This window comes from Exiguobacterium sp. E4787 (assembly GCF_018618375.1).
In the GTDB taxonomy this organism is placed as follows: domain Bacteria; phylum Bacillota; class Bacilli; order Exiguobacteriales; family Exiguobacteriaceae; genus Exiguobacterium; species Exiguobacterium chiriqhucha.
The window spans coordinates 43,665-64,607 of sequence record NZ_JACSLY010000002.1; the positions used below are offsets into that span (position 1 = coordinate 43,665).

Here is a 20,943-nt window from a genome sequence, read left to right on the forward strand (position 1 = left end):
CGCCAGTCATCAATAAACATCTTTTTGTGTGAAATGGTAGAACGCATAAGCGAGAGCCGCTAGCGACCAGACGAATATGACGATGAGCGAGAACGGTAATGTCATCCCCTCGATCGGTGGGGCTTGCCCCTCGAGATAGGTATGAAGACCGAAGTTGACGTTCACCAAATATTTCGAGCTGTCCCAATTCGACCCGAGCGACGTGAGGAGCGGTCCTGAAATCAGGACCGCCATCATGATCCCAATCCCAGTCGCCGTATTTTTGACGATGACCGAGATCATGAGTGCGATCGTCCCGACGGCCGCGACGACGAACCAGGATAGGCCGACCGACATGAGCAAATATTGCCACATCGGCAGCGTATGGACGAAGTCGGTCGAGAACGTCCCGGTCGCCGAGGCTTGGAACCCAGTCAAAATCGGCGCGGTCCATCCGTCCCAACCGAGCACGATGCCAGAGATGACATAACTGACGAGTGCCGTGATGAAGATAAGAATCGACGTATACAGCAGCGTCGTCATCCATTTAGCAAGCAAAATCTTAAAGCGCCGGACCGGACGGGACAACAGCGTCTTGATTGTGCCATCATTATGCTCACCGCTGACGATATCGGCCATCAGGACGATGATGAAGAGTGGGAGCACGAGCGTCGTTCCTTGCGAGAAGAAGACACGCATGAACGTCGGCGCCCCAGGATAGTTCGGGTTAATATCATTATCTAAGTAATATTGATTCTGTTGGACCTGGAACTCCAAAATTTGACGGAACTCATCCTGAACGTTCGCCGAGGCGAGCCGGTTTTGCGTATCAACGATCTCTTGCTGTAAATCGACACGCCAGTCAATCGTTCCTTGTTCTTCCCGTTGTTTCTCGATCTGCCGGTAGTTGGCATACGTGAACATCGAGACGAGCACGATGAGAATGGTCGACACGACGAGAAGCCGACGTTTCTTATGAATCTTTAAGACTTCGTTCCGAATGAGGCCAAGGATTGACGGATTAGACAATATGGTCACCCCCGGTCAATGAAATAAACAATTCTTCTAGCGTCTGGACGCGTCGTTCGAGACCGAACACGTCGACGCCTCGATCGAGCAAGTAGCGATTCAAGCGAGCCGTTTCTTCCAGATTCATTGAGACCCGAATCGTCCGTTCATCGACAACATCGGCGTGATCAATCGACTCGAATCCGCGGATGATCGGCAAGACTTCAAAACTGTCGGCCACGTGGACATCGACCGTCGACGCCAACTCATGAATCAGTTCCTCGACCGTGCCGACTTTCACGATTTTCCCGCGCGACATGATGGCGACGCGGTCCGCGAGCAGTTCAATCTCGGCCAAGATGTGGCTAGAGACGAGGACGCTCAGTCCTGTCTCTTCAACGAGACGGCGGATGAAGAGTCGAAGGTCACGAATCCCCATCGGGTCGAGCCCGTTCGTCGGCTCATCGAGAATCAAGACACGGGGGTTGTTCAACATGGCCTGGGCGATGCCGAGACGTTGCCGCATCCCGAGCGAGTAGGTCTTCACTTTATCATCGATTCGTGCCGTCAAATCGACGAGATCGATTACTTCTTGAATCCGGGCCTCATCGACACCGGGCAACATCCGCGCGAAGGCGTTCAAGTTCTCACGCCCGCTCATGAACTTGTACAATTCCGGATTCTCAACGATGGCGCCGATTTGATTCATCGCCTGAACGAATTGACGTTCGACGCTGAACCCACAAATCGAGACGGTCCCGTTCGTCGGCTTAATCAATCCGACAATCATCCGAATCGTCGTCGTTTTACCGGCCCCGTTCGGCCCTAAGAAGCCGAACACTTCACCGGGGAACACATCGAACGAGATGTCATCGATGATCGTTTTTTTACCGATTACTTTTGTCAAATGATCTATCTTCAATGTTGGTTGCATCATCTCACCTCTCCTACATTCTATCGGACTCGATCGCATCTGTCCTATTCGAACATTCACATAGGGCAGGTTCACACTTATTTGATATGATAGTTCTATAGAAAGTGAGGTCATCACATGAAAAATGGGAAATGGTATGCGTTTTTAATCGGTTCTGTTTTCTTGACGGGCATCGCCCTATACGGTTTATGGATCGGTTACCAAGATATCGTCAATCCGCCGGAACGGACACTCTCGGTCAGCGAAGATACGAGACCCGAACCGGTCGGTGATGTTTACGTCGCACTCGGAGATTCATTGACACGCGGTGTCGGCTCTACATCCGGTGCGGGCTACGTCCAACCGGTCGGTGAAGCGCTCGAAGAGAATAATATCCGTACGCAGAATCTGGCCGTCTCCGGCGCCCGGACGGAAGACTTATTGGCGCAGCTCGAACAACCTGAAGTAAGACGCACGATTGAGAACGCCCGCTATATCACGCTCACAATCGGCGGCAACGACTTGTTCAACCGCGGCGAGAATGTCGACAATTTCGAATCGGTCGATATCGATCAAGTCGTGACCGAAGCGAAGACGAACTTGAATGAGATCTTCGAACAAGTTCGCGGATTGAACGATACGGCGCAAATCGTCTATATCGCGCTCTATAACCCGTTCCAAGAGAACGAAAACGGAGAGGCGTTCAATCAATTGATTCTCGATTGGAACGCCTCGGCATCCACGTTCGCTAACGCGCAACGCATCGATGTGATCGATCCGTTCGCTTACGTCTCGGACGTCGGCCGTGACCTTGCGACCGACCAGTTCCATCCGAGCGACCGGACATATGAGAAGTTAGCCGAGGACGTATTGTTCATCCTCGAATAAGCAACATGGCCTGATCGTCGCGATCAGGCCATGTTTTATCGTTCATATTTGACGAGCCAGCTCTCCCCGTCGCGTGTCATCGTCGTCCCAAACCAGCCTGCCTTCAATAAGGCGACTTGTTGCTCCGTCTCGCCCATATCGAGCCACGTCGTGTCACCAGTCGGGAGCCAGTCGCTGTGCAGTTCTTTCATAAAAATGTAGCGCAGCTTTCCGCCATATTTCGGTTTGAGGGCACCGATGCGAAGGCCGAGGGCGAACTTATCCTTCAGGCTCGGGATATTGAAAGGCGCCACGGTCGCACAGACGAGGTCGAACCGACTGCCATGTTCAAGCTCTTTCATGAGTAGCCTACCGAGATACTGTTGCAGACCGTAGCCGCGGTAGTCCGGATGGACGTTCGTCACTTCTTGATACAAGATACGGTCGAGCGCATCAAGCGGATAACCGATGTCGTATCCTAGATGCTCTTCGTCGAGCGGCGGGATCAGGAGCGCGCGGAATGCGATCAACGTGCCCTCGTGGTACGCCCCAATCAATGTGCGGTCGGTCAACAGCTTTACGAACTCCTCAGTCGTGAGGGACTGGTACTGGCTTCCTTCCGTCAATGTGGCCATGACGGCCTGTTGCACCGCCTCGACTTGTGCGAGCTCTGTCATCGTCAAATAGTTGACCTCGATGTCGAGGCCGTTACACTCACTGCGCCACATGGTCGACCCCTCCGATGACATACGTCGCCTTTGTAAGCCGTGACAAGACGGCCTCGTCGACGTCGACACCGAGACCTGCCCCATCGGACAGGCGGATGAACGGCAAGTCGTACATCAAGTTGCCGATGTCTTCGGCGAAACGAAGCGGACCTGTCAACTCGACCGATTGGACGATTTTGCTCGAGAAGGCGACATGAAAGCCTGCACTCGAGGCGACCGACGACTCGACCATCGACCCGATTTGACACTCGATGCCCGACATTTCGGCCATATGCACGAGTTTTTTCGCCGGGTAGATGCCGCCACACTTCATCAGTTTGATGTTCACTTTGTGGGCGGCCTGCATCATCGTCAACCGACGCATCTCCGTCACGCCGCGCACCCCTTCATCAATCATGAGCGGCACCGTGATTTTCCCTTTCACTTCGACCATGCCTTCAAAGTCGTCGGCCTTGACCGGCTGTTCGACCCAATCGATTTGGAATGGCTCGAGCTGCTTCATCGCTTGGAGTGTCTTGGCGGCATTCACCCAACCCTGATTGACGTCGACCCGAATCGGCACGTCTGGGCCGACGGCACGACGGACCGCCTCGACCCGACGTACGTCCGAGGCGACGTCGACGCCGACTTTCATCTTGACGGCCGTGTACCCTTGTTCAATCTGTTCGCGAGCCTCGGCCGCCATCGCCTCCGGCTCGCCGATACTGAGGACGTGCGTGACCGGAAACGCGTCGTGATAACGGCCACCGAGCAAATCATACACTGGAAGCCCGAGCTTTTTCCCGACGACATCATGACAGGCGATATCGAGAGCCGCCTTCGCCGCCGGCACGTCACGGATGGCCCGGTCCATCACGTCGTGAATCCGTTCCATCTGTATCGGATTTTCTCCGATTAAGAGCGGTCCGAGCACATGTCGAATCACACTGATTGTACTATCGAGCGATTCGCCCGTGACATGTTCATCGGCGACGGCCTCTCCATAGCCGACGTGACCACATTCGGTTGTCAATTTTACAATCACTGAAGGCATGTCGTCATAACGATGGTAACTGACGATGAACGGCACTTTTAACGGTAAACGAATCGCAAACAGTTCGATTTTCTCTATTCTCATATCCATTCTCCTTTACTTCTTACTTGTCATTAGCTATATTGTCGTTAAATAGTCGTTAAATTGCAAGGAGGAGTTTTGATGTCCATCCATATCGCCATCGTCGGATCGCACGAATTTGTGGAGACGATTCGCTCGCTCGGTTCACCAGAGGACGTCCGGTTCGCCTATCATCCGTATGAGCATCCGCACGAAGCAGCGACCATCGCTCAAACGCTCGGCTCGTTCGACGGCGTCTTTTTTTCCGGCTCATTCCCGTTCGCCTATGCGACCCCTCATCTTAGCCACGTGGCGGCACATCACGTCGTCCAAGACGAGACTGTCCTCTTGACGACGCTTCTATATGCGACGCTCACCCACTCCGTGTCGCTCAATCAAGTATCAATCGATTTGGTCGAACCGAGACGACTGACGTCGATTCTCGACTCGTTTCCAAACGAACGGGTCGCCCCCACCGTCATGCGCATCAGTCCTGATCTCGCATTCGAGGACGTCATCGCCTTTCATACCAATCACCAAGGCAAACAAACGAATCTGGCCATCACGAGCATCGAGCGGGTACATCATGAGCTCGTTCGTGCCGGGTTCAACAGTCAACTGATGATTGAGCCGACAGTGACCGTCAGGAACCATCTCGAACAGTTAATTCAACAAGTTCGGCAACAGTTGGCCGATGCCGCCCAGTTCGCCATCATCCGCTACGACACGGACGATATGGCGTTGCGTGACCATCTCGACTCGGTCCGGTATCTGGGTGGACATCTCGAGTCCGCGGAGGACCATCACATCACAGTATTGACGACCAAAGGTGAAGTGCTGAACGCGTTCGAAGAAGATACGCTCGCACCGAACGGGACGTACCGCATTGGAATCGGTTATGGCACGGACTATCAACAGGCGGACGAGCATGCTCAAATCGCCTTGTCTGCCGCAAGTGAAGAGCGCATCCGCATCGTCGATGATTCCAAACGATTATCGTTCCCGACCCGTGACGCGCACATCCCGTATCGCGTGACGGAACAACTTGCCTTCGACTTCATCAAACAAGCCGGAGTCAGCCCCGTCAATATCGGGAAGATTTTACAATTCGCCAAACGAAAGCACGAGTTCACGGCTAAAGAGTTGACCGACTATCTCGACGTGACGCGACGTACGACGGAACGGCTCATCAAAAAACTACATGACGCCGGCATCGTCGATGTGATCGGTGAAGAGATGAGCTATGGCCAAGGCCGGCCTCGCGCCGTCTATAAATTCAATTTCCCGACCTCATGAGGCCGGGAAATTTTTTATTGCGCCGCTTGTTGTTCAATCGGTGGTTCTGCACTCAACACAGCGATCCGTTCAATCGTGAAGCCTGTGAACGCATAGATGATTGAAATGACAGGAACGACAAAGTTTAAGATAGCGTATGGCGCGTATTCGAACGCCCCGACGCCGAGTGTCCCGAGAATGAACACGCCGCACGTATTCCACGGGATGAAGACCGACGTGAGCGTACCGCCGTCTTCAAGCTCTCGCGACAAGTTCTTCGAATGAAGTCCCATCTTCTCGTAGGCACTGGCGAACATGCGTGACGGCACGACGATCGAGATGTATTGTTCGGAACATGATGCGTTCGTCGCGAACGCCGCTAAAATCGTCGAAGCGACCATCGATCCGGCCGTCTTCGCAAGTTTGACGATTTGGTTCATGATGGACTGGAGCATGCCCGAGTATTCCAAGATGCCCCCAAACGTCATCGCGACGATCGTCATCGAAACGGTATACATCATCGCATCGAGACCACCCCGACTGAACAAGTTATCGACGAGTTCGTTGCCGGTGTCGATCACGTATCCACTTTGGAGCGCGCCGACACTATCTGAGAGCGAGCCGCCTTGGACGATGACTTGCGCCAAAAAGCCAAGGGCGATGCCGACGACGAGTGCCGGAATGGCCGGCACTTTTTTCGCGACGAGCGCGATGACGGCGAGCGGGATTAGCAACAACCACGGTGAGATGACAAAACTGTCTTTTAAAATCGCGAGCGTCTGGACGATTTCCGACGAGTCCGTCATCGTCTCGCTGAAGCGGCGGCCGAGCCACCAATACGCGCCAAGCGCAATGATAAGGCCCGGGATAGTCGTATAGAGCATGTGACGGATATGGACGAATAGGTCAGTATGCGTCAAACCGGCCGCCAAGTTCGTCGTATCCGACAGCGGCGACATCTTGTCCCCAAAATAGGCGCCAGAAATGACCGCTCCGGCGACCATCGGTGCTGGTATCCCCATACTTAGCCCGATGCCCATCCCGGCGACGCCAATCGTCCCCATCGTCGACCATGAACTGCCGATGGAGAGCGCAACGACCGCACAGATGATACAAATCGTCACAAGAAAATAGGCCGGCGAGATAATCGTCAACCCATAATAAATCATCGTCGCGACGACACCTCCCCCAATCCACGCCCCAATCGTCAAGCCGACCAAGATGATGATGACGACCGCCGGCAAGGCGAGCCGAATCCCTTTGTACATCATCTCTTCAATCTCTTTCCACTTATAGCCGTGTCGCCAGGCGACAAGTGCCGCCACCGCCGTCCCGATGATGAGCGGGATGTGTGGCCCTTGTTTTAATTGGACGATGGCTACGAGCATGACCCCGATCATGACAAGTAGCGGCAATACTACCCAGCGAAGCTTCATGTCTACCTTGTTCCCCTGTTGTTCCATGTGTCTTCCTCCCCGATAGCGAAAGATTCTGAATTGTCGTTATATTGTCGCTAATAAGATGATGATAACGCTTACATTCGGGGAAGGCAATACAAAAATGAACGGAAGCGAAGTCGCCTCGTTCATTTCGTCGTTCATATAGCGTGTACGGCCCGGCGCAACGTATCGGCGAGCAGGGCGGCCGCTTCCGGTAATACGTCACGATCGAACATCATCTGTGGATGATGAAGCCCTGGCGTCAAATTGGCCCCGATTCCAATCATCGTCGCATCGAGTCCCGGCTGTTCGACCGTATAAAAATGAAAATCGTCGCTACCTGACGTGATGATGCGATCGACAAGCACATCGGCCCCGAACCGCTGACTAATCGCTTCGGCCGCATGACGGCTCGAACGCTCGCCAATCAAGGCGCCAGGGGTGAAATCTTGCCACTCCCAGTCAATCGTCACTCCATGCAGGACTGCAATCTGGTGCAACATCGTCTCGACCCGGTCGCGTAGCTCGAGCAGTTCCTTGTTCTGTTGGGCCCGGACGTCAATCGAGAATGTCGCATTGCCCGGAATGATATTCAAATTCTCACTCCCGGCTTGGACGCCCGTCAGTTTGACCGAATGCGGCTCGAACGGCGACAAATAGATGCTTTTGAGCATCTGTTGAATCGTGAAGATGACGTCTAACGCGTTCTGACCTTGATGCGGCCGCGCACCATGAGCATCGTCCCCGCTGATCTTGCCTTTCAAGAAGAACGCGGCCCCATGTTGAATCGCAGCCGCATATTGACCGCGTTTCAGTTCCTCGAGCGGACGCAAATGAATGCCGTACAGCTGACTGACGTCTTGTAACGCCCCGTGTCGAATCATCGCGAGCGACCCGTTGCCTTGTTCTTCGGCCGGTTGGAAAATAAACCGGACCCGTTTCGGCAAGTGTTCGTGTCGCAACTCATCAAGTGCACCGAGCACCATGCTGATATTGGCATCATGGCCACATGAGTGATTGGCTTGGAACGTCCCGTCAACTTGTTGCCATAACGCGTCGATGTCGGCTCGGACAGCGATGACGTCATCTCCCTCACCAATCTCGGCGATGACGCCGGTGACGTCGGCAAACGTTTCGTGACGGACTTGCCATGACGTCAAAATATCGGCAATCGTCTTCGTCGTCTCGAATTCATTCCAGCTCACTTCGGGATGGGCATGAAAATGCTCAAACCAGTTCAATACGTTCGTCATGATCGATCCCCCATATGTACTTATATTTTTTTGACCCCTTTAATCAATACCCATTGCAGCGGCAATCGGGCCCACGTCACCCATTTCGGGAGCGGCATCTTGCCGAGTTTCGACGGTTTGAGCGCCATATTGATATTGGCCGGGAAGACGGCAATCAAAAATGCCGGTAACGTTCCCTTCACAAACCGTGTTCCCTTGTTCGTGAGCAACAGTGCGCCATAGACGACTTCGATAACCCCGCTCGCCTGGACCATGAACCGTTTGAACGGCCATGATTTCGGAATGATCGACATGAACGCCCGTTCTTGAACGAAGTGCATGATGCCGGCTCCTAAAAATAAAACACCGTATAGTGTGCGAATCAATGGAATCCCCTCCTTTTTTCTAAGCATAACAAAAAAGATGGGCTACGTGCCCATCTTTACAATGCATCCCCATTCGCATTTTGAATCTCGACATCGACCGTCTCGGTCTTGCCGTCACGAACGTATTCGATTTTGACCTTTCCGTCCGTATCGCGAATCAATTCACTCCGAAGGTCAATGAACGACGAGACGGCTTGATCGTTAATTTTCACGATAACGTCGCGTGCTTCGAGTCCGGCCCGTGCGGCCGAGCTATTCGTCTGCACTTCGACGATAATCGTACCGGCCGTCACCGACTCCGGCAAGTTGATTTGCTCGGTCAAGTACCCCGGTGGAAACTCGGACACGTCACGGAGCGACACGCCGAGCGATGGATGGTTCACTTCGCCCGTCTGTTCGATTTGGTTGATGAGCGGCAAGGCGATATCGACTGGAATCGAGAAGCCGACCCCTTCCACCGAATCGGTCGCAATTTTCATCGAGTTGATTCCGACCAATTGGCCCGATTCGTTAATCAAGGCGCCACCGGAGTTACCTGGGTTGATGGCAGCATCCGTCTGGATGACCTCGGCATTGAAATCGGCTTGTCCGTTCTCATCCGTATCGACCGGAACGAGACGGGACGTCGACGAGACGACGCCGCGCGTGACCGAGTTCTCAAACTGGCCGAGCGGATTGCCGATGGCGATGACAGTCTGTCCAGGCTTCAGTTCACTCGACTTCCCCATCGTGATGACGGATGAGACTTTGTCCGCATCGACTTCGAGCACCGCCAAGTCGTACGTGGCGTCACTGCCCATCAACTTGGCGTCCGCTGTCGATCCGTCATTGAATGTCACGGTCAAACGGTCAGCACCGTTGACGACGTGATGGTTCGTGACGATGTAAGCCGAGTCACCGTCTTTCTTATAGATGACACCCGAGCCGACACCAGCTTCGACCGATTCATTCGATAATCCGTTCGAAGCAAAATTGTTTACCGTCACGACGGCAGGTTGTGCGGTCGCGACCGCATCGATGACCGAGCTGTCCGCCGTCGTCGATGTCGTCTGGACCGGTGACCCTTCCGACGTCACGTTCGTATCAGACACGTTCGTTGGGACTTGATCGATGAACGGGAAGGCGATGGCCCCAGTCAAGACAGCACCGATTACCCCACCTACAAACCCAGGGAACATCCGACCGACGAATGAAGGTCGGGCCGGTTGTGTTGCGCGCGACGGCTCGTGTCGTTGTTCGGACGAGCCAAGCTCGGTGTCGAGCCAATCCTCGCGGCGATTTGGTTCATTTGATTCTGTTGGACGATCGTTGCGTTCCATGTGTAATCATCTCCTATATGATGTCTCCTCTTTTGTTATACCCTTAGTATAAGAGGCATAGTCATCGTTGTGCGGAAATGAGACATCGATTACAAGATTCTTCACAATTTGCGTCAATTGGGTCAGACGATAACGTTTTTTAACGTCCCGAGTCCCGTGATGCTCACTTCGATTGTATCCCCAGATTGGAGATAGACGGGCGGTTTCATCCCATGGCCGACCCCCGCCGGCGTACCGGTGGCGATGATATCACCAGCTTCTAGCGTCATCCCTTTCGACAACGTCCGAATCAACTCTTCAATTGGACGAATCATGTCCGCTGTCGACCCGTTTTGGCGTGTCTCACCGTTCACGACCGTTTGAATCACAAGTGGAAACGAGAGCTCATCCGGTGTGACGATATACGGTCCGAGCGGACAAAACGTGTCGAACGATTTACCGCGGAAAAATTGGACGTGCTGTTTTTGAACGTCCCGGGCCGTGATATCGTTCAAAATCGTATAGCCGAAAATATGGGCGTCGACGTCGTCGATGTCCCGCCCTGATTTTCCGATAATGACGGCGAGCTCGCCTTCGTAATCGAGTTGGTCGGTCAGTTCGGGATGACGTTCGACGACAGCCCCTGGTCCAACGACCGAAGTCGGAGCTTTCGTGAAGATGACGAGTTTGCCGGCTCCCGCCGTATCCATCTCTTTCACGTGTTCTTCATAGTTCTTGCCGATACAGATTACGTTTTTGAGTGGTCGGTATGGCGCGACGAGCGTGACGTCGGTCAATGGGATCCGAGGTGCGACGTCCAAATCGACATCCGGTTTAAACTCCCGCGCGATGACCTCTAACAACGAAGTCGTATGTAATTGGTCACTGACGTCATAAACAAACTCCCCTGCCACGACACCGACCCTTTGCTCTCCTTCAACTTGAAAACTACACCATTTCATCAAAATTCCCCCTTTTTTGCTAGTATACAAAAAATCGGGACGCGACGGTCCCGATTACGCTTTGTTCAAGAAAATAATTCGCTGATTGCTCGACCCCCGAAATCGGAGCGACCGGTCCATGAGCGGCTGTTCGAAACGACCGTCGACAAGTACATCGGCACGATCGAGCACGCTCGTGACGTACTCATCGTCCATACCTTGTAACTGTTCGAACGTATAGCCTGTATACACCCACACATTTTTCTGAAGTGCCTTGCACCCGTCGACGAGCCGGGCTAGTGCTTCCGGTTGCAGGAACGGCTCTCCGCCCGAGACGGTGACACCGTCCCAACCGGATTGTTCGATTCGGGTGAGCAGGTCCTCGACTGGTACGTCTTCCCCACCTCGCGGGTTCCATGATTCCGGATTGTGACATCCAAGACAGCGATGAGGGCATCCCGCCGTAAAGATGACCGTGCGAATGCCTGGACCGTCGACAACCGATTCGTCAAGTACGGATAGGACGCGCATGATGCTTCACCCTCGCTCGTTCTTCATCTCGTTTCGCCGAATTCCATCGGTCCATCGTGCCGACCAGATAGCCGGTGATGCGACGAATCCGTTCAATCTGCTCTTCCTCGCCACACGTCGGGCACGCGGCATCGATCGTTCCCTCGAGGCCGCAGTTACCGCACCGGTCGACGGGATGATTAATCGATCCGTAGCCGACGTTTTCGGTTCGCATGAGCCGGACGATCGCTTCGACCGCTTCCGGGTTATGGGCGAGCGACCCGTCGACTTCGACATAAGTGATATGACCCGCGTCACAGAGCGCATGGTACGGTGCCTCCAACCGAATCTTGTCACGAATCGACACTGACTTGTATACCGGCACATGAAACGAGTTCGTATAAAAGGCGCGGTCGGTGACACCCTCGATCATCCCGAACGCCTGCTGGTCCTTCAATACGAACTTCCCAGACAATCCTTCGGCCGGCGTGGCCAAGAGCGAAAAATTTAAATCGTGCTGCTCTGCCGCCTGTCTCATCCGATCACGTAAATGAGTGACGATATCGAGTCCGAGACGTTCCGCTTCCCGTGAATCGGCATGCGTGCCGCCTGTGAGCACGCGTAGCGCTTCGGCGAGACCGATGAAACCGACGGACAACGTCCCTTGCTTCAGTACATCCCGTAGCTCTTCTTCCGGTTGGAGTCTCTCGCTGCCCCTCCAGACGTGTTGAGCGTAAAGGAAGCGGAATTCGTCGGCATGACGCTTCGCTTGATAGTCGTACCGTTCGAGCAATTGATCGATGGCGACGTCGACGTAGGTGTCGAGCGTCTCATAAAATGTATGGATGTCCGGAGCGACGAGCGCCATCTTGACCAAGTTCAAGGTCGAGAACGATAAATTACCTCGTCCAATCGATGTCTCGGCGCCGTGACGATTCCCCATCACTCGTGTCCGACACCCCATATAAGCGACTTCTGAGTCATGGCTCCCATCATAATATTGCAAGTTGAACGGGGCATCGACGAAGGAGAAGTTCGGGAATAGACGCTTGCCCGTCACGCGACAGGCGAGTCGGAACAAGTCGACGTTCGGGTCGGTTTCATGAAAGTTGACACCCTCTTTTACTTTAAAGATTTGAATCGGGAAAATCGGCGTCTCCCCGTTACCGAGCCCTCGTTCGGTCGCATGCAACAACTCGCGGATGAAAATCCGGCCCCAACGGCTCGTGTCGGTCCCGTAGTTGATGGAGACGAATGGCACTTGGCCGCCTCCTCGCGAATGCATCGAATTGGCATTATGGATGAACGCTTCACACGCTTGATAGGTCGCTGTGATTGTCTCGGTCTCAGCGACTTCGAGAAGTTGCTCGGTCGACCATTCGACCGGAAGCTTCTTGAGACGCTCCAGTTGACGTTCATACGTCTTTTCGACGTATGGCGCTAAATCGACATCGAACATCGGGAACGCTTGACCCCCGTGTTGCATATTCTGGTTCGCTTGAAGAATGATCGAAGCGAGTGCCATCGCCGAACGGATGTCCTGGGGTGGTCGAATCGTCCCGTGACCGGTATGAAATCCGTTCGTCAACAACTCGCCGAGCGGGATTTGACAACACGTCGTCGATCCCGTCACGTAATAGTCGGCGTCGTGGATGTACAAAAAGTTGTCTGCGACGGCCTGACGTGTCCTCTCTGACAACAAATACGTTGTCGACAGCTGTTTCGATACTTCCGAGGATAATCGTGCCAGTTTGCCAAGTGGTGATTTCCCGTCGACGTTGGCGTTCTCTTGTACGAGATCTTGATCTGGGAGAACACAGACATCTTCATAAAGCTGGAGCATGTTCACTCCGCATCACCTCACTATATATTGATATGAATCGAGTTATGAACTCGATTCAATTCCATATATAGATTATGTCATGTTTGAGCATGGAGATGTGGAGTCTAAATTGTGAGCGTTGGTTGTGATATAAACGCAAAAACAGCCAAGCCCGCATATGGACTCGACCGTTCTTTCAAGTGACCCAACTTATAATTCTTTAGCTGGTTTCACGATTTTTAATTCAACTTCTTCTTTTTCCTCTGACTCTTGAGCTTCGCGCAAGCCTTTCGCGTTCAACCACGTATAGATCGCACCCATGAACAAGGCGCCGCCGATGATGTTACCGAACGTGGCCGGAATCAAGTTGTGGATGGCGCCGGCAAAGCTAATCGCCTCAGGGTGTGGGACGACGAGCGTGAGCGCAAATAAGACGAAGTTGGCGATGACGTGATCAAATCCTGACGCGAAGAAGACGGCGACGAGGAAAATCATCGAGAAGATTTGAGCGAACTCATTTTTCATCTGTTTTGGTAAGAAAATCGCGAGACAGACCATCCAGTTACAGAAGATGGCACGGAAGAAAATCTCGACCGTCGTATGATGCATCTTGCTCTCGACGACCGCGAACAACCAGTTATCCATCCCGAGTTCTTGGATGACGCCGGTCGGGGCGAGCAACAAGGCGAACAAGACGCCACCGAGCGCGTTCCCGACGAAACAAAGTAACCAGACGAGCATCGTGTCGCTGAGCGTCGTATAGCCGCGTAACGTCGACGTCGTGAAGTACATTGTGTTCCCCGTGAACAGTTCGGCTCCGCCGTAGATGATCATGACAAGGGCGATCCCGAATGAGAACCCGCCGATGAGTGTCGTGAACGGCGAATCGATCAAGTACATCCCGTTGACGACTTTAAGTGTGAAGATTGAAGCGAATCCGATAAAGATCCCCGCGAGCATTGCCCGTAAAAAGTATTCCATTGGCCGATAATGAATCATTTGCGAAGATGCCTGAGCTTTTTTCCGTAATGATTCGAGTGCATGGATTTCCATTGATGCCATGTCACAAACCCTTCTTTCTGTTTGAATGAACCCATATAATAAGAACGAACATGTGAAATCATTAACAATATAAGCCCGAATCCAATAAATTGCAATCGACCTTGGACCATGTTGACACATTTTTCACATCGTAATCGTTTACATATGTCGGATTTGTGACGAAAAAAACGACCCTTCGCAAAGGGTCGTTCGATCATGATTATTCTTTGCCTTCAGACTTCTCTTCAGACGCTTCAGAAGTTTCGTCAGCTGACTCTTCAGTCGCTTCGGTTTCACCTTCTGTCGTTGTCTCTGTGTCTGCTTCAAGCTCCTCAAGCGAGACCGGCTCGTTCACAGATGCGATTTGAAGCTCACCATCCGAGACGATTTCATAGTCTTTATTCTCTGGAATGTCAGCTACCGTGACCGAATCACCGATACCGAGTTCAGACACATCGAGTTCGATGCGTTCAGGAATGTTGGCCGGTGTCGCCGATACCGTTACTTTATAGAGCGTTTGCGCCAAGAAGCCGCCTTCTTTGACACCTTTAGCGTCGCCGACGAGTGTGACGTCCGCTTCGACTTCCGTCGCTTCGTCCATCTTTACAGCCATGAACTCAACGTGCTTGTATTCGTTCGTGAACGGGTCAACTTCTGTCCCGTGAACGAGCGTGTTCACTTTCTTGCCGTCGATGTTCAACTCGATTAACGCGTTGTCACCGTGTTCGCGGAGAATCTTGCGAAGTGCCATCTCCTCGAATGCAACTGGTGTGCTCTCGACTTTATAGCCGTATACGACACCTAGTACTTTACCTTCTTTACGCAAGTTTGCGCGGACCGAACGTGGTCGTAATTCTCGTTTCGTTACTTTAAGCGTGTCTGCCATAATCTTTTCCCCCTACTGGTTTATCGATCATGTCTACATCTTGAGGGTGAGGCAGTGAAAAAGCCACCTCTCAACCTCGATGCGTTGAGTGACATGTGTATATTGTTCCCATAGGCACCCGGACATAAACGTTACAGCCGGTTAAAAAAAGATTACAAGCGTGTCACATAACCCGTTTGAACAACTTCTCAAGTTCGTACGTGCTCCATTTCACCAAGATCGGTCGCCCGTGCGGACATGTATACGGGGACGTCGTCTGATTGAGGTCATTCAGCAATTGCCGCATCATTTCGTAGTTCAATGGATGGTTCGCTTTAATCGACCGCTTGCACGCCATCAAGATTGACGCGTCTTCCCGATATTTGGCGAGATTGACAGAGCGGTCCCGAATCGCCATCTCAATCAAATCGCGGACCGTTCCTTCTAAATCGTGTTGCGGGTACCACGTCGGAATCTCCCGGACGAGGAACGTGTTGCCACCGAACGGCTCCAATTCGAGACCCGCTTCTTTCAAGAGCGGAGCGACTTCTTCAATCGCGAGCGTCTCTTCTTGCGTGAACTCGAGCGTGAGCGGGAGCAGCAACAATTGATATTCCTTGTCCGGATTCCCGAGTTGCTCATAAAACAATTCGTATTTGATCCGTTCCTGAGCGGCGTGTTGGTCGATGACATACATGCCGTCTTCGGAACCGCAGACGATATAGCTCGCATGCAATTGGCCGATGACGTCGAGCGGCGGCAACCGCTCTCCTTTCGTCTCAATTTTGTCCGATTCGATAATCGGGTCGGTCGGTGCAGGCGCTTCATTGACGAGCGGGGTCGGCGACCATCGGCTTGGTGACGTGACAGGTTCACGGGGAATCGGATAGTTCCACGTCGGCGGTTCATCCATGACAGGTGTCCGTTCGACCGTGAAATCAAGTCGTTCTTGTTCGGTCCGATTAACCGGTCGCTCTTTCGGTTTGACCGATGGGATTAAACGCTGTTCCCGGAGCGTCAGTTGGACCGTCTCGCGAATCAACTGGCACAGCTCTTTCTCTTTCGAGAGTCGGACTTCCCGTTTTGTCGGATGGACGTTAACGTCAATCAACATCGGGTCCATCTTCACTTCGAGGACGGCGATCGGATAACGACCAATCGGGAGTAGCGTGTGGTAGCCCTCGAGCACACTTTGGGTCAGCGCAAAGTTTTTGATGCTCCGTCCGTTCAAGATGAGCGTCACATACTGCTTGTTCGACCGGGTCACTTCCGGACGGACGAGATGGGCGCTCAAGCTATAGTCGTTCGTCTTGCTTGACGCGGTGACGATTTGCGCCGCGACTTGACGTCCGTAAATGGCGAGCATGACTTGCTTGATGTCGCCGTTGCCACTCGTCCGCAGGAGTTCCTTGTCTTCATGGAACGCCGTGAGGCGAACTTCCGGGTGGGATAAGGCGATCCGGTTCAACGTATCGGTGATGCTCGCGAGTTCGGTCGCCGACGTCTTCAAGTATTTAAGGCGGGCCGGTGTATTGTAGAACAATTGACTGACCGCTATCTCTGTTCCGACGTTGGCTGCGGCCGGTGTTTGCGCCGTAACGACACCCCCTTGGAGCGTCATCTCAAATCCGTCCTCTTCGGTCCGGCGTGACTTCAGCGTCACATGACTGACCGAGGCGATGGACGCTAAGGCCTCTCCACGGAAGCCGAGCGTGCGAATCCGGAACAAGTCGTGCTCGTCCCGAATTTTGCTCGTCGCATGACGCAAAAAGGCGCGCGGAGCATCCTCTTCATAAAACCCGTGCCCGTTATCCCGAACTTTAATGAGACGTATCCCCGCCTCCTCCAAGTCGACTTCGATTTTCGTGGCACCGGCATCAATCGCATTCTCGACGAGTTCTTTCACGACCGAGGCCGGGCGTTCGACGACCTCGCCGGCCGCGATTCGGTTGGCCAGTTGCTCCGGTAACTCTTGAATGATTCCCATCGACTCACCCCTTCTTCGCAGATTGTTGGAGCGCATAGAGCGCCTGCATCGCCTCAATCGGGTTCATCGCCAGTAAATCGAGGCCGAGCAGTTGTCGTTTGATATCGTCTTCCGCCTCAAATAGTGACAGTTGGGCCACAGGTTCGGCTGGCACCGGATGTTCCACGACTGTGCGGGCCGGTTTCGGTTCCGTCTCGAGCTCAGACAAAATCGTTCGCGCCCGTTCAATCAAATCAGGCGGCAAATCAGCGAGTTCGGCGACATGAATCCCGTACGACTTGTCGGCCCGTCCCGGGTGAACTTCATGCAGGAAGACGACGCGCCCGTCCCGTTCGATGGCACGGACGTGCACGTTCTCAAGGGCAGGAATCGTGTCCTCGAGCACGGTCAACTCGTGATAATGGGTCGAGAACAACGTCTTCGCGCCGATGGTGGCCGCGATATATTCGACGATGGCCTGCGCGAGCGCCATGCCGTCATACGTCGAGGTTCCTCGTCCAATCTCATCGAGGAGGATGAGACTATCTGCTGTTGCTTCCGTCACCGCCTGCCGTGTCTCCGTCATCTCGACCATGAACGTCGACTGACCGCTCACCAAATCATCGGCTGCCCCGATGCGGGTAAAAATGCGATCGAACAATGGAAGTTCGGCCGCTTCGGCCGGCACGAACGAACCGATTTGATGCAGGATGGCAATCAGTGCGAACTGGCGCATATACGTCGATTTACCGGACATGTTCGGTCCGGTGATCAACAGCATGCGCCGCGTGTCATCGAGCGTCAAGTCGTTGGCCACGTATTCACCACGAGGCAATACCGTTTCGATGACCGGATGGCGCCCACGATCGATTTGGACATTGTTTGACGTTGTCGGCCGGACATAGTCCCGTTTTTCGGCGACAATGGCGAGCGCGAGCAGGACATCTAGTTCACTTAATGAGCGGGCCAGTTGTTGGAGCGGTTTCGTCTCTTGTTTGACTTCTTCACGTAACGTGACGAACAAGTCATATTCAAGCGTACAGCTCTTCTCCTCGGCACCGAGGATGAGCGCTTCTTTTTCTTTTAACTCAGGCGTGACATAGCGTTCGGCGTTCGTAAGCGTCTGTTTCCGTTCATACCGCCCCTCTTCGAGTAAGCGCGCGTTCGCTTTCGTCACTTCCAAATAGTAGCCAAAGACTCGGTTATAGCCGATTTTCAGCGACTTGATGCCGGTCGCGAGCCGCTCTTGTTGCTCGAGATTGGCAATCCACATCTTCCCGTTCGCTTTCGCCTCGAGCAGTTCATCGAGTTCTGTCGAATAGCCTGAACGAATCATGCCACCTTCTTTAATCGAGATGGGTGGTGTCTCGACGAGCGCCGCCTGAAGTCGTTCCGATAGCGCGTCGAACGTGTCGAGTGTCGCATCGATGTGATGCAATCGTGTTGCCGTGACATTCGCGAGCAACTCTCGTACCGCTGGAATGCGTTCAAGCGTGTTCCGCAACTGAACGAGGTCACGTGCGTTGGCCGTCCCGTATCCTACTTTCGCGACGAACCGTTCGATATCGTAGACGTGACGTAACTGCTCCCGTAATTGATCGCGGAGCATGAAATCATCGACTAAATTTTCGACGGCATCTTGGCGTTCACGAATCGCCTGTTCCGTATAGAGCGGCTGTTCGAGCCAACGTTTCAATAGTCGTCCCCCCATCGCCGTCGTCGTCTCATCGAGCAGGGCGAGGAGTGATCCTTTCCGTTCCCCGGACCGGGCCGAACGGAACAGCTCCAAGTTCCGGGCCGTGTTCGCATCGAGTTGCATATGGGCCTCAACCTCGTAGGCGACAGCGGGCTGCAGGTGATCGAGGGCTCGTTTTTGCGTCCGCGTCAAGTAGGCGAAAAGGAGTTCGAACGCACTTACTTGCGCCTCGTCGCGGGCACCGCTCGACAACGTGCTCGACAATCGCTCCGTCTGTACCGACAGCGGGATGCCGAGTGATGAGAGATGGTCTGCCAACTCGGCGTCATCAACGATGATCTCGCTCGGGACCAGTCCTTCGACTTCGCGTAGGACGGCCTCACGCGACGGTAAAGTCGTCAACCAAGATTCACCTGTCGTCACATCGCCGCGGGCGATTCCAAAACGGCCTGCGACGTTCACGACCGATAGTAAATACCGGTTCTCTTTCTCACCGAGCGCGGCCATATATGTACCCGGCGTGATGACTTGAATGACTTCACGTTTGACAAGTCCTTTCGTCGCTTTTGGATCTTCCATCTGCTCACAAATCGCCACGTTGAACCCTTTTTCAATGAGTTGCTCGATATAGATCGCAGCGGAATGATGCGGGACCCCGCACATCGGAATCGGGTGCTCGGCGTTTTTTCCGTTTTTCGCAGTCAATGTCAATTCGAGTTCTTTGGCGACGATTTGAGCATCTTCAAAAAACAGCTCGTAAAAGTCACCGAGCCGGTAGAAGAGAAAGGCGTCTGGATAATCGGCCTTGATTGAAAAGTATTGTTTCATCATCGGGGTTTGATGTATCGTTTCCATTCGTGTTCACCTCTAGAAATTAGAACAGCTGACCAAAGGCCAGCTGTCTGTTTGTTAGTATCCGCAGCCGCCGCGTGATTTCTCCGCTGCCATGCCGCTTCCTGTTTTACCGGCGAGAACGTCACCGTCCGTCGACTCGATAATGCGATCTGTCACCGAGTTGGCGAGTGTGACCGTCACGTATTGAAGCAAATCGTTCACTTCGACTTGCGTCTCTTGGAACGCCTGGACGACCGGAATCGAATCGAGTTCGTCCATCGCCTTGTCGATTTTTAGCTCGACTTTGGCGAGTGCTTCCGTCTTCCCGTAGTGCTTGCAGTTGACGGCTTCTTTTTGTAAGTATTTGATACGCTTAATCAACGTTTGAACGCGCTCACTTTCGTTCACTTTCGTTTCCGCTTCTTTGAAGCGGGCCACTTCCGGCATGCTCGCCAATAAGTCGGCTAATTCTCTCGCTTTTTGAATCACAGTTTGATCAGTCACCATCGTAAACCCCTTTGCTCTCTATGATTGAACGCACGTCTTGACGCACGCAAGTATTCCTCATCATTCTACCACGAACTTATGGCAAACGGTACCGCATCGATTCACTTCGAGATGGTCGCCGTCCGAACCATATCGACGTGAGGAATCCCATCCTCTAAGTACTCCTCGCTCGTTCGTGTGAACCCAAAGCTTGCATAGAACGGCTCCACGTACGTTTGCGCTTGCAAATACAAATCGCGATCCCCAAAGTCGGCCACGGCTTCTTGCATCAAGCGCCGCGAATGGCCTTGTCCCCGATGCGTCGATTTTGTGACGACACGACCGATGGCGATTGGCGATTCATCCTCGAGGACACGTAACGCCGCAATCGGGCGACCGTCTGCCTCAATCCAGTAATGGACCGCCGTCACATCTTTCCCATCGACTTCTTGGTACGGGCAATCTTGTTCCACGACGAAGATTTCAGTGCGGAGCGCCAATAACTCATAGAGCTCTCTCGTCGTCAATTCGTCAAACCGTTTTTTCTGCATATCAACTTGTCCC

19 protein-coding genes are annotated in these 20,943 nt (G+C 53.3%); 2 read left to right on the top strand and 17 right to left on the bottom strand.

Annotated features, from left to right (window positions below):
* Positions 1–9 precede the first annotated feature (9 nt).
* Positions 10–1,008 (bottom strand): ABC transporter permease, encoded by a 999-nt coding sequence (locus KNP80_RS02695; RefSeq protein ID WP_021067298.1) that lies wholly within the window; start codon positions 1,006–1,008, stop codon positions 10–12.
* Entirely contained in the window at positions 1,001–1,921 is a 921-nt protein-coding gene (locus KNP80_RS02700) for an ABC transporter ATP-binding protein (protein WP_214711058.1), read from the bottom strand. Before KNP80_RS02700 ends, KNP80_RS02695 begins: the two co-directional genes overlap by 8 nt.
* Positions 1,922–2,038: 117 nt before the next feature.
* Between KNP80_RS02700 and KNP80_RS02705 the strand changes: the two genes are divergently transcribed.
* Positions 2,039–2,788 carry a GDSL-type esterase/lipase family protein gene (locus KNP80_RS02705; protein ID WP_214833572.1) on the top strand — a complete coding sequence of 250 codons (750 nt, stop codon included), beginning with the start codon at positions 2,039–2,041 and terminating at the stop codon, positions 2,786–2,788.
* 35 nt (positions 2,789–2,823) lie between these two features.
* On the opposite strand, the gene KNP80_RS02710 is transcribed toward KNP80_RS02705, so the two are convergent.
* Both KNP80_RS02710 and KNP80_RS02715 read right to left on the bottom strand, forming a co-directional pair.
* Positions 2,824–3,495: a hypothetical protein gene (locus KNP80_RS02710; RefSeq protein ID WP_214719704.1), complete on the bottom strand. Its 672-nt coding sequence runs from the start codon at positions 3,493–3,495 to the stop codon at positions 2,824–2,826.
* A complete protein-coding gene (locus KNP80_RS02715) occupies positions 3,482–4,612 on the bottom strand; it encodes a mandelate racemase/muconate lactonizing enzyme family protein (protein WP_214719705.1) in 1,131 nt (376 codons plus the stop codon). Before KNP80_RS02715 ends, KNP80_RS02710 begins: the two co-directional genes overlap by 14 nt.
* Before the next feature lie 78 nt (positions 4,613–4,690).
* Here KNP80_RS02715 and KNP80_RS02720 point away from each other — a divergent pair, with 78 nt between their 5' ends.
* Complete coding sequence (locus KNP80_RS02720) at positions 4,691–5,884, top strand: HTH domain-containing protein (RefSeq protein ID WP_214719706.1); 1,194 nt, start codon at positions 4,691–4,693, stop codon at positions 5,882–5,884.
* Positions 5,885–5,898: 14 nt separating this feature from the next.
* Here the strand turns inward: KNP80_RS02720 and nhaC are convergent, their stop codons facing one another.
* The 13 genes from nhaC to KNP80_RS02785 form a co-directional block, all read right to left on the bottom strand.
* Complete coding sequence (gene nhaC, locus KNP80_RS02725) at positions 5,899–7,299, bottom strand: Na+/H+ antiporter NhaC (RefSeq protein WP_214833901.1); 1,401 nt, start codon at positions 7,297–7,299, stop codon at positions 5,899–5,901.
* Positions 7,300–7,460: 161 nt separating this feature from the next.
* Positions 7,461–8,555 (bottom strand): amidohydrolase, encoded by a 1,095-nt coding sequence (locus KNP80_RS02730; RefSeq protein ID WP_214832762.1) that lies wholly within the window; start codon positions 8,553–8,555, stop codon positions 7,461–7,463.
* 20 nt (positions 8,556–8,575) lie between these two features.
* Positions 8,576–8,920, bottom strand: coding sequence for a DoxX family protein (locus KNP80_RS02735; protein WP_198922698.1), 345 nt, complete (start codon positions 8,918–8,920; stop codon positions 8,576–8,578).
* A 56-nt stretch (positions 8,921–8,976) separates the two neighbouring features.
* Entirely contained in the window at positions 8,977–10,239 is a 1,263-nt protein-coding gene (locus KNP80_RS02740; RefSeq protein ID WP_214832764.1) for a S1C family serine protease, read from the bottom strand.
* 122 nt (positions 10,240–10,361) lie between these two features.
* Positions 10,362–11,180: a fumarylacetoacetate hydrolase family protein gene (locus KNP80_RS02745; RefSeq protein WP_214832766.1), complete on the bottom strand. Its 819-nt coding sequence runs from the start codon at positions 11,178–11,180 to the stop codon at positions 10,362–10,364.
* Between the two features lie 54 nt (positions 11,181–11,234).
* A complete protein-coding gene (gene nrdG, locus KNP80_RS02750) occupies positions 11,235–11,690 on the bottom strand; it encodes an anaerobic ribonucleoside-triphosphate reductase activating protein (RefSeq protein WP_021067287.1) in 456 nt (151 codons plus the stop codon).
* The gene (locus KNP80_RS02755; RefSeq protein ID WP_214832768.1) at positions 11,668–13,512 is read right to left on the bottom strand and encodes an anaerobic ribonucleoside triphosphate reductase; all 1,845 of its coding nucleotides are present in this window, start codon (positions 13,510–13,512) and stop codon (positions 11,668–11,670) included. The genes nrdG and KNP80_RS02755 overlap by 23 nt, the downstream gene beginning before the upstream one ends.
* A 189-nt stretch (positions 13,513–13,701) precedes the next feature.
* Positions 13,702–14,544, bottom strand: coding sequence for a formate/nitrite transporter family protein (locus KNP80_RS02760; protein ID WP_029595608.1), 843 nt, complete (start codon positions 14,542–14,544; stop codon positions 13,702–13,704).
* A gap of 208 nt (positions 14,545–14,752) precedes the next feature.
* On the bottom strand, positions 14,753–15,418 hold the full coding sequence (locus tag KNP80_RS02765) for a 50S ribosomal protein L25/general stress protein Ctc (RefSeq protein ID WP_214832770.1): 666 nt from the start codon (positions 15,416–15,418) through the stop codon (positions 14,753–14,755).
* Between the two features lie 163 nt (positions 15,419–15,581).
* Positions 15,582–17,384: a DNA mismatch repair endonuclease MutL gene (gene mutL / locus KNP80_RS02770; RefSeq protein ID WP_214832771.1), complete on the bottom strand. Its 1,803-nt coding sequence runs from the start codon at positions 17,382–17,384 to the stop codon at positions 15,582–15,584.
* Between the two features lie 4 nt (positions 17,385–17,388).
* Positions 17,389–19,914: a DNA mismatch repair protein MutS gene (gene mutS, locus KNP80_RS02775; protein WP_214832773.1), complete on the bottom strand. Its 2,526-nt coding sequence runs from the start codon at positions 19,912–19,914 to the stop codon at positions 17,389–17,391.
* Between the two features lie 54 nt (positions 19,915–19,968).
* Positions 19,969–20,400, bottom strand: coding sequence for a YlbF/YmcA family competence regulator (locus tag KNP80_RS02780; RefSeq protein WP_214833579.1), 432 nt, complete (start codon positions 20,398–20,400; stop codon positions 19,969–19,971).
* Positions 20,401–20,501: 101 nt separating this feature from the next.
* Complete coding sequence (locus KNP80_RS02785) at positions 20,502–20,930, bottom strand: GNAT family N-acetyltransferase (protein ID WP_021067280.1); 429 nt, start codon at positions 20,928–20,930, stop codon at positions 20,502–20,504.
* Positions 20,931–20,943 lie beyond the last annotated feature (13 nt).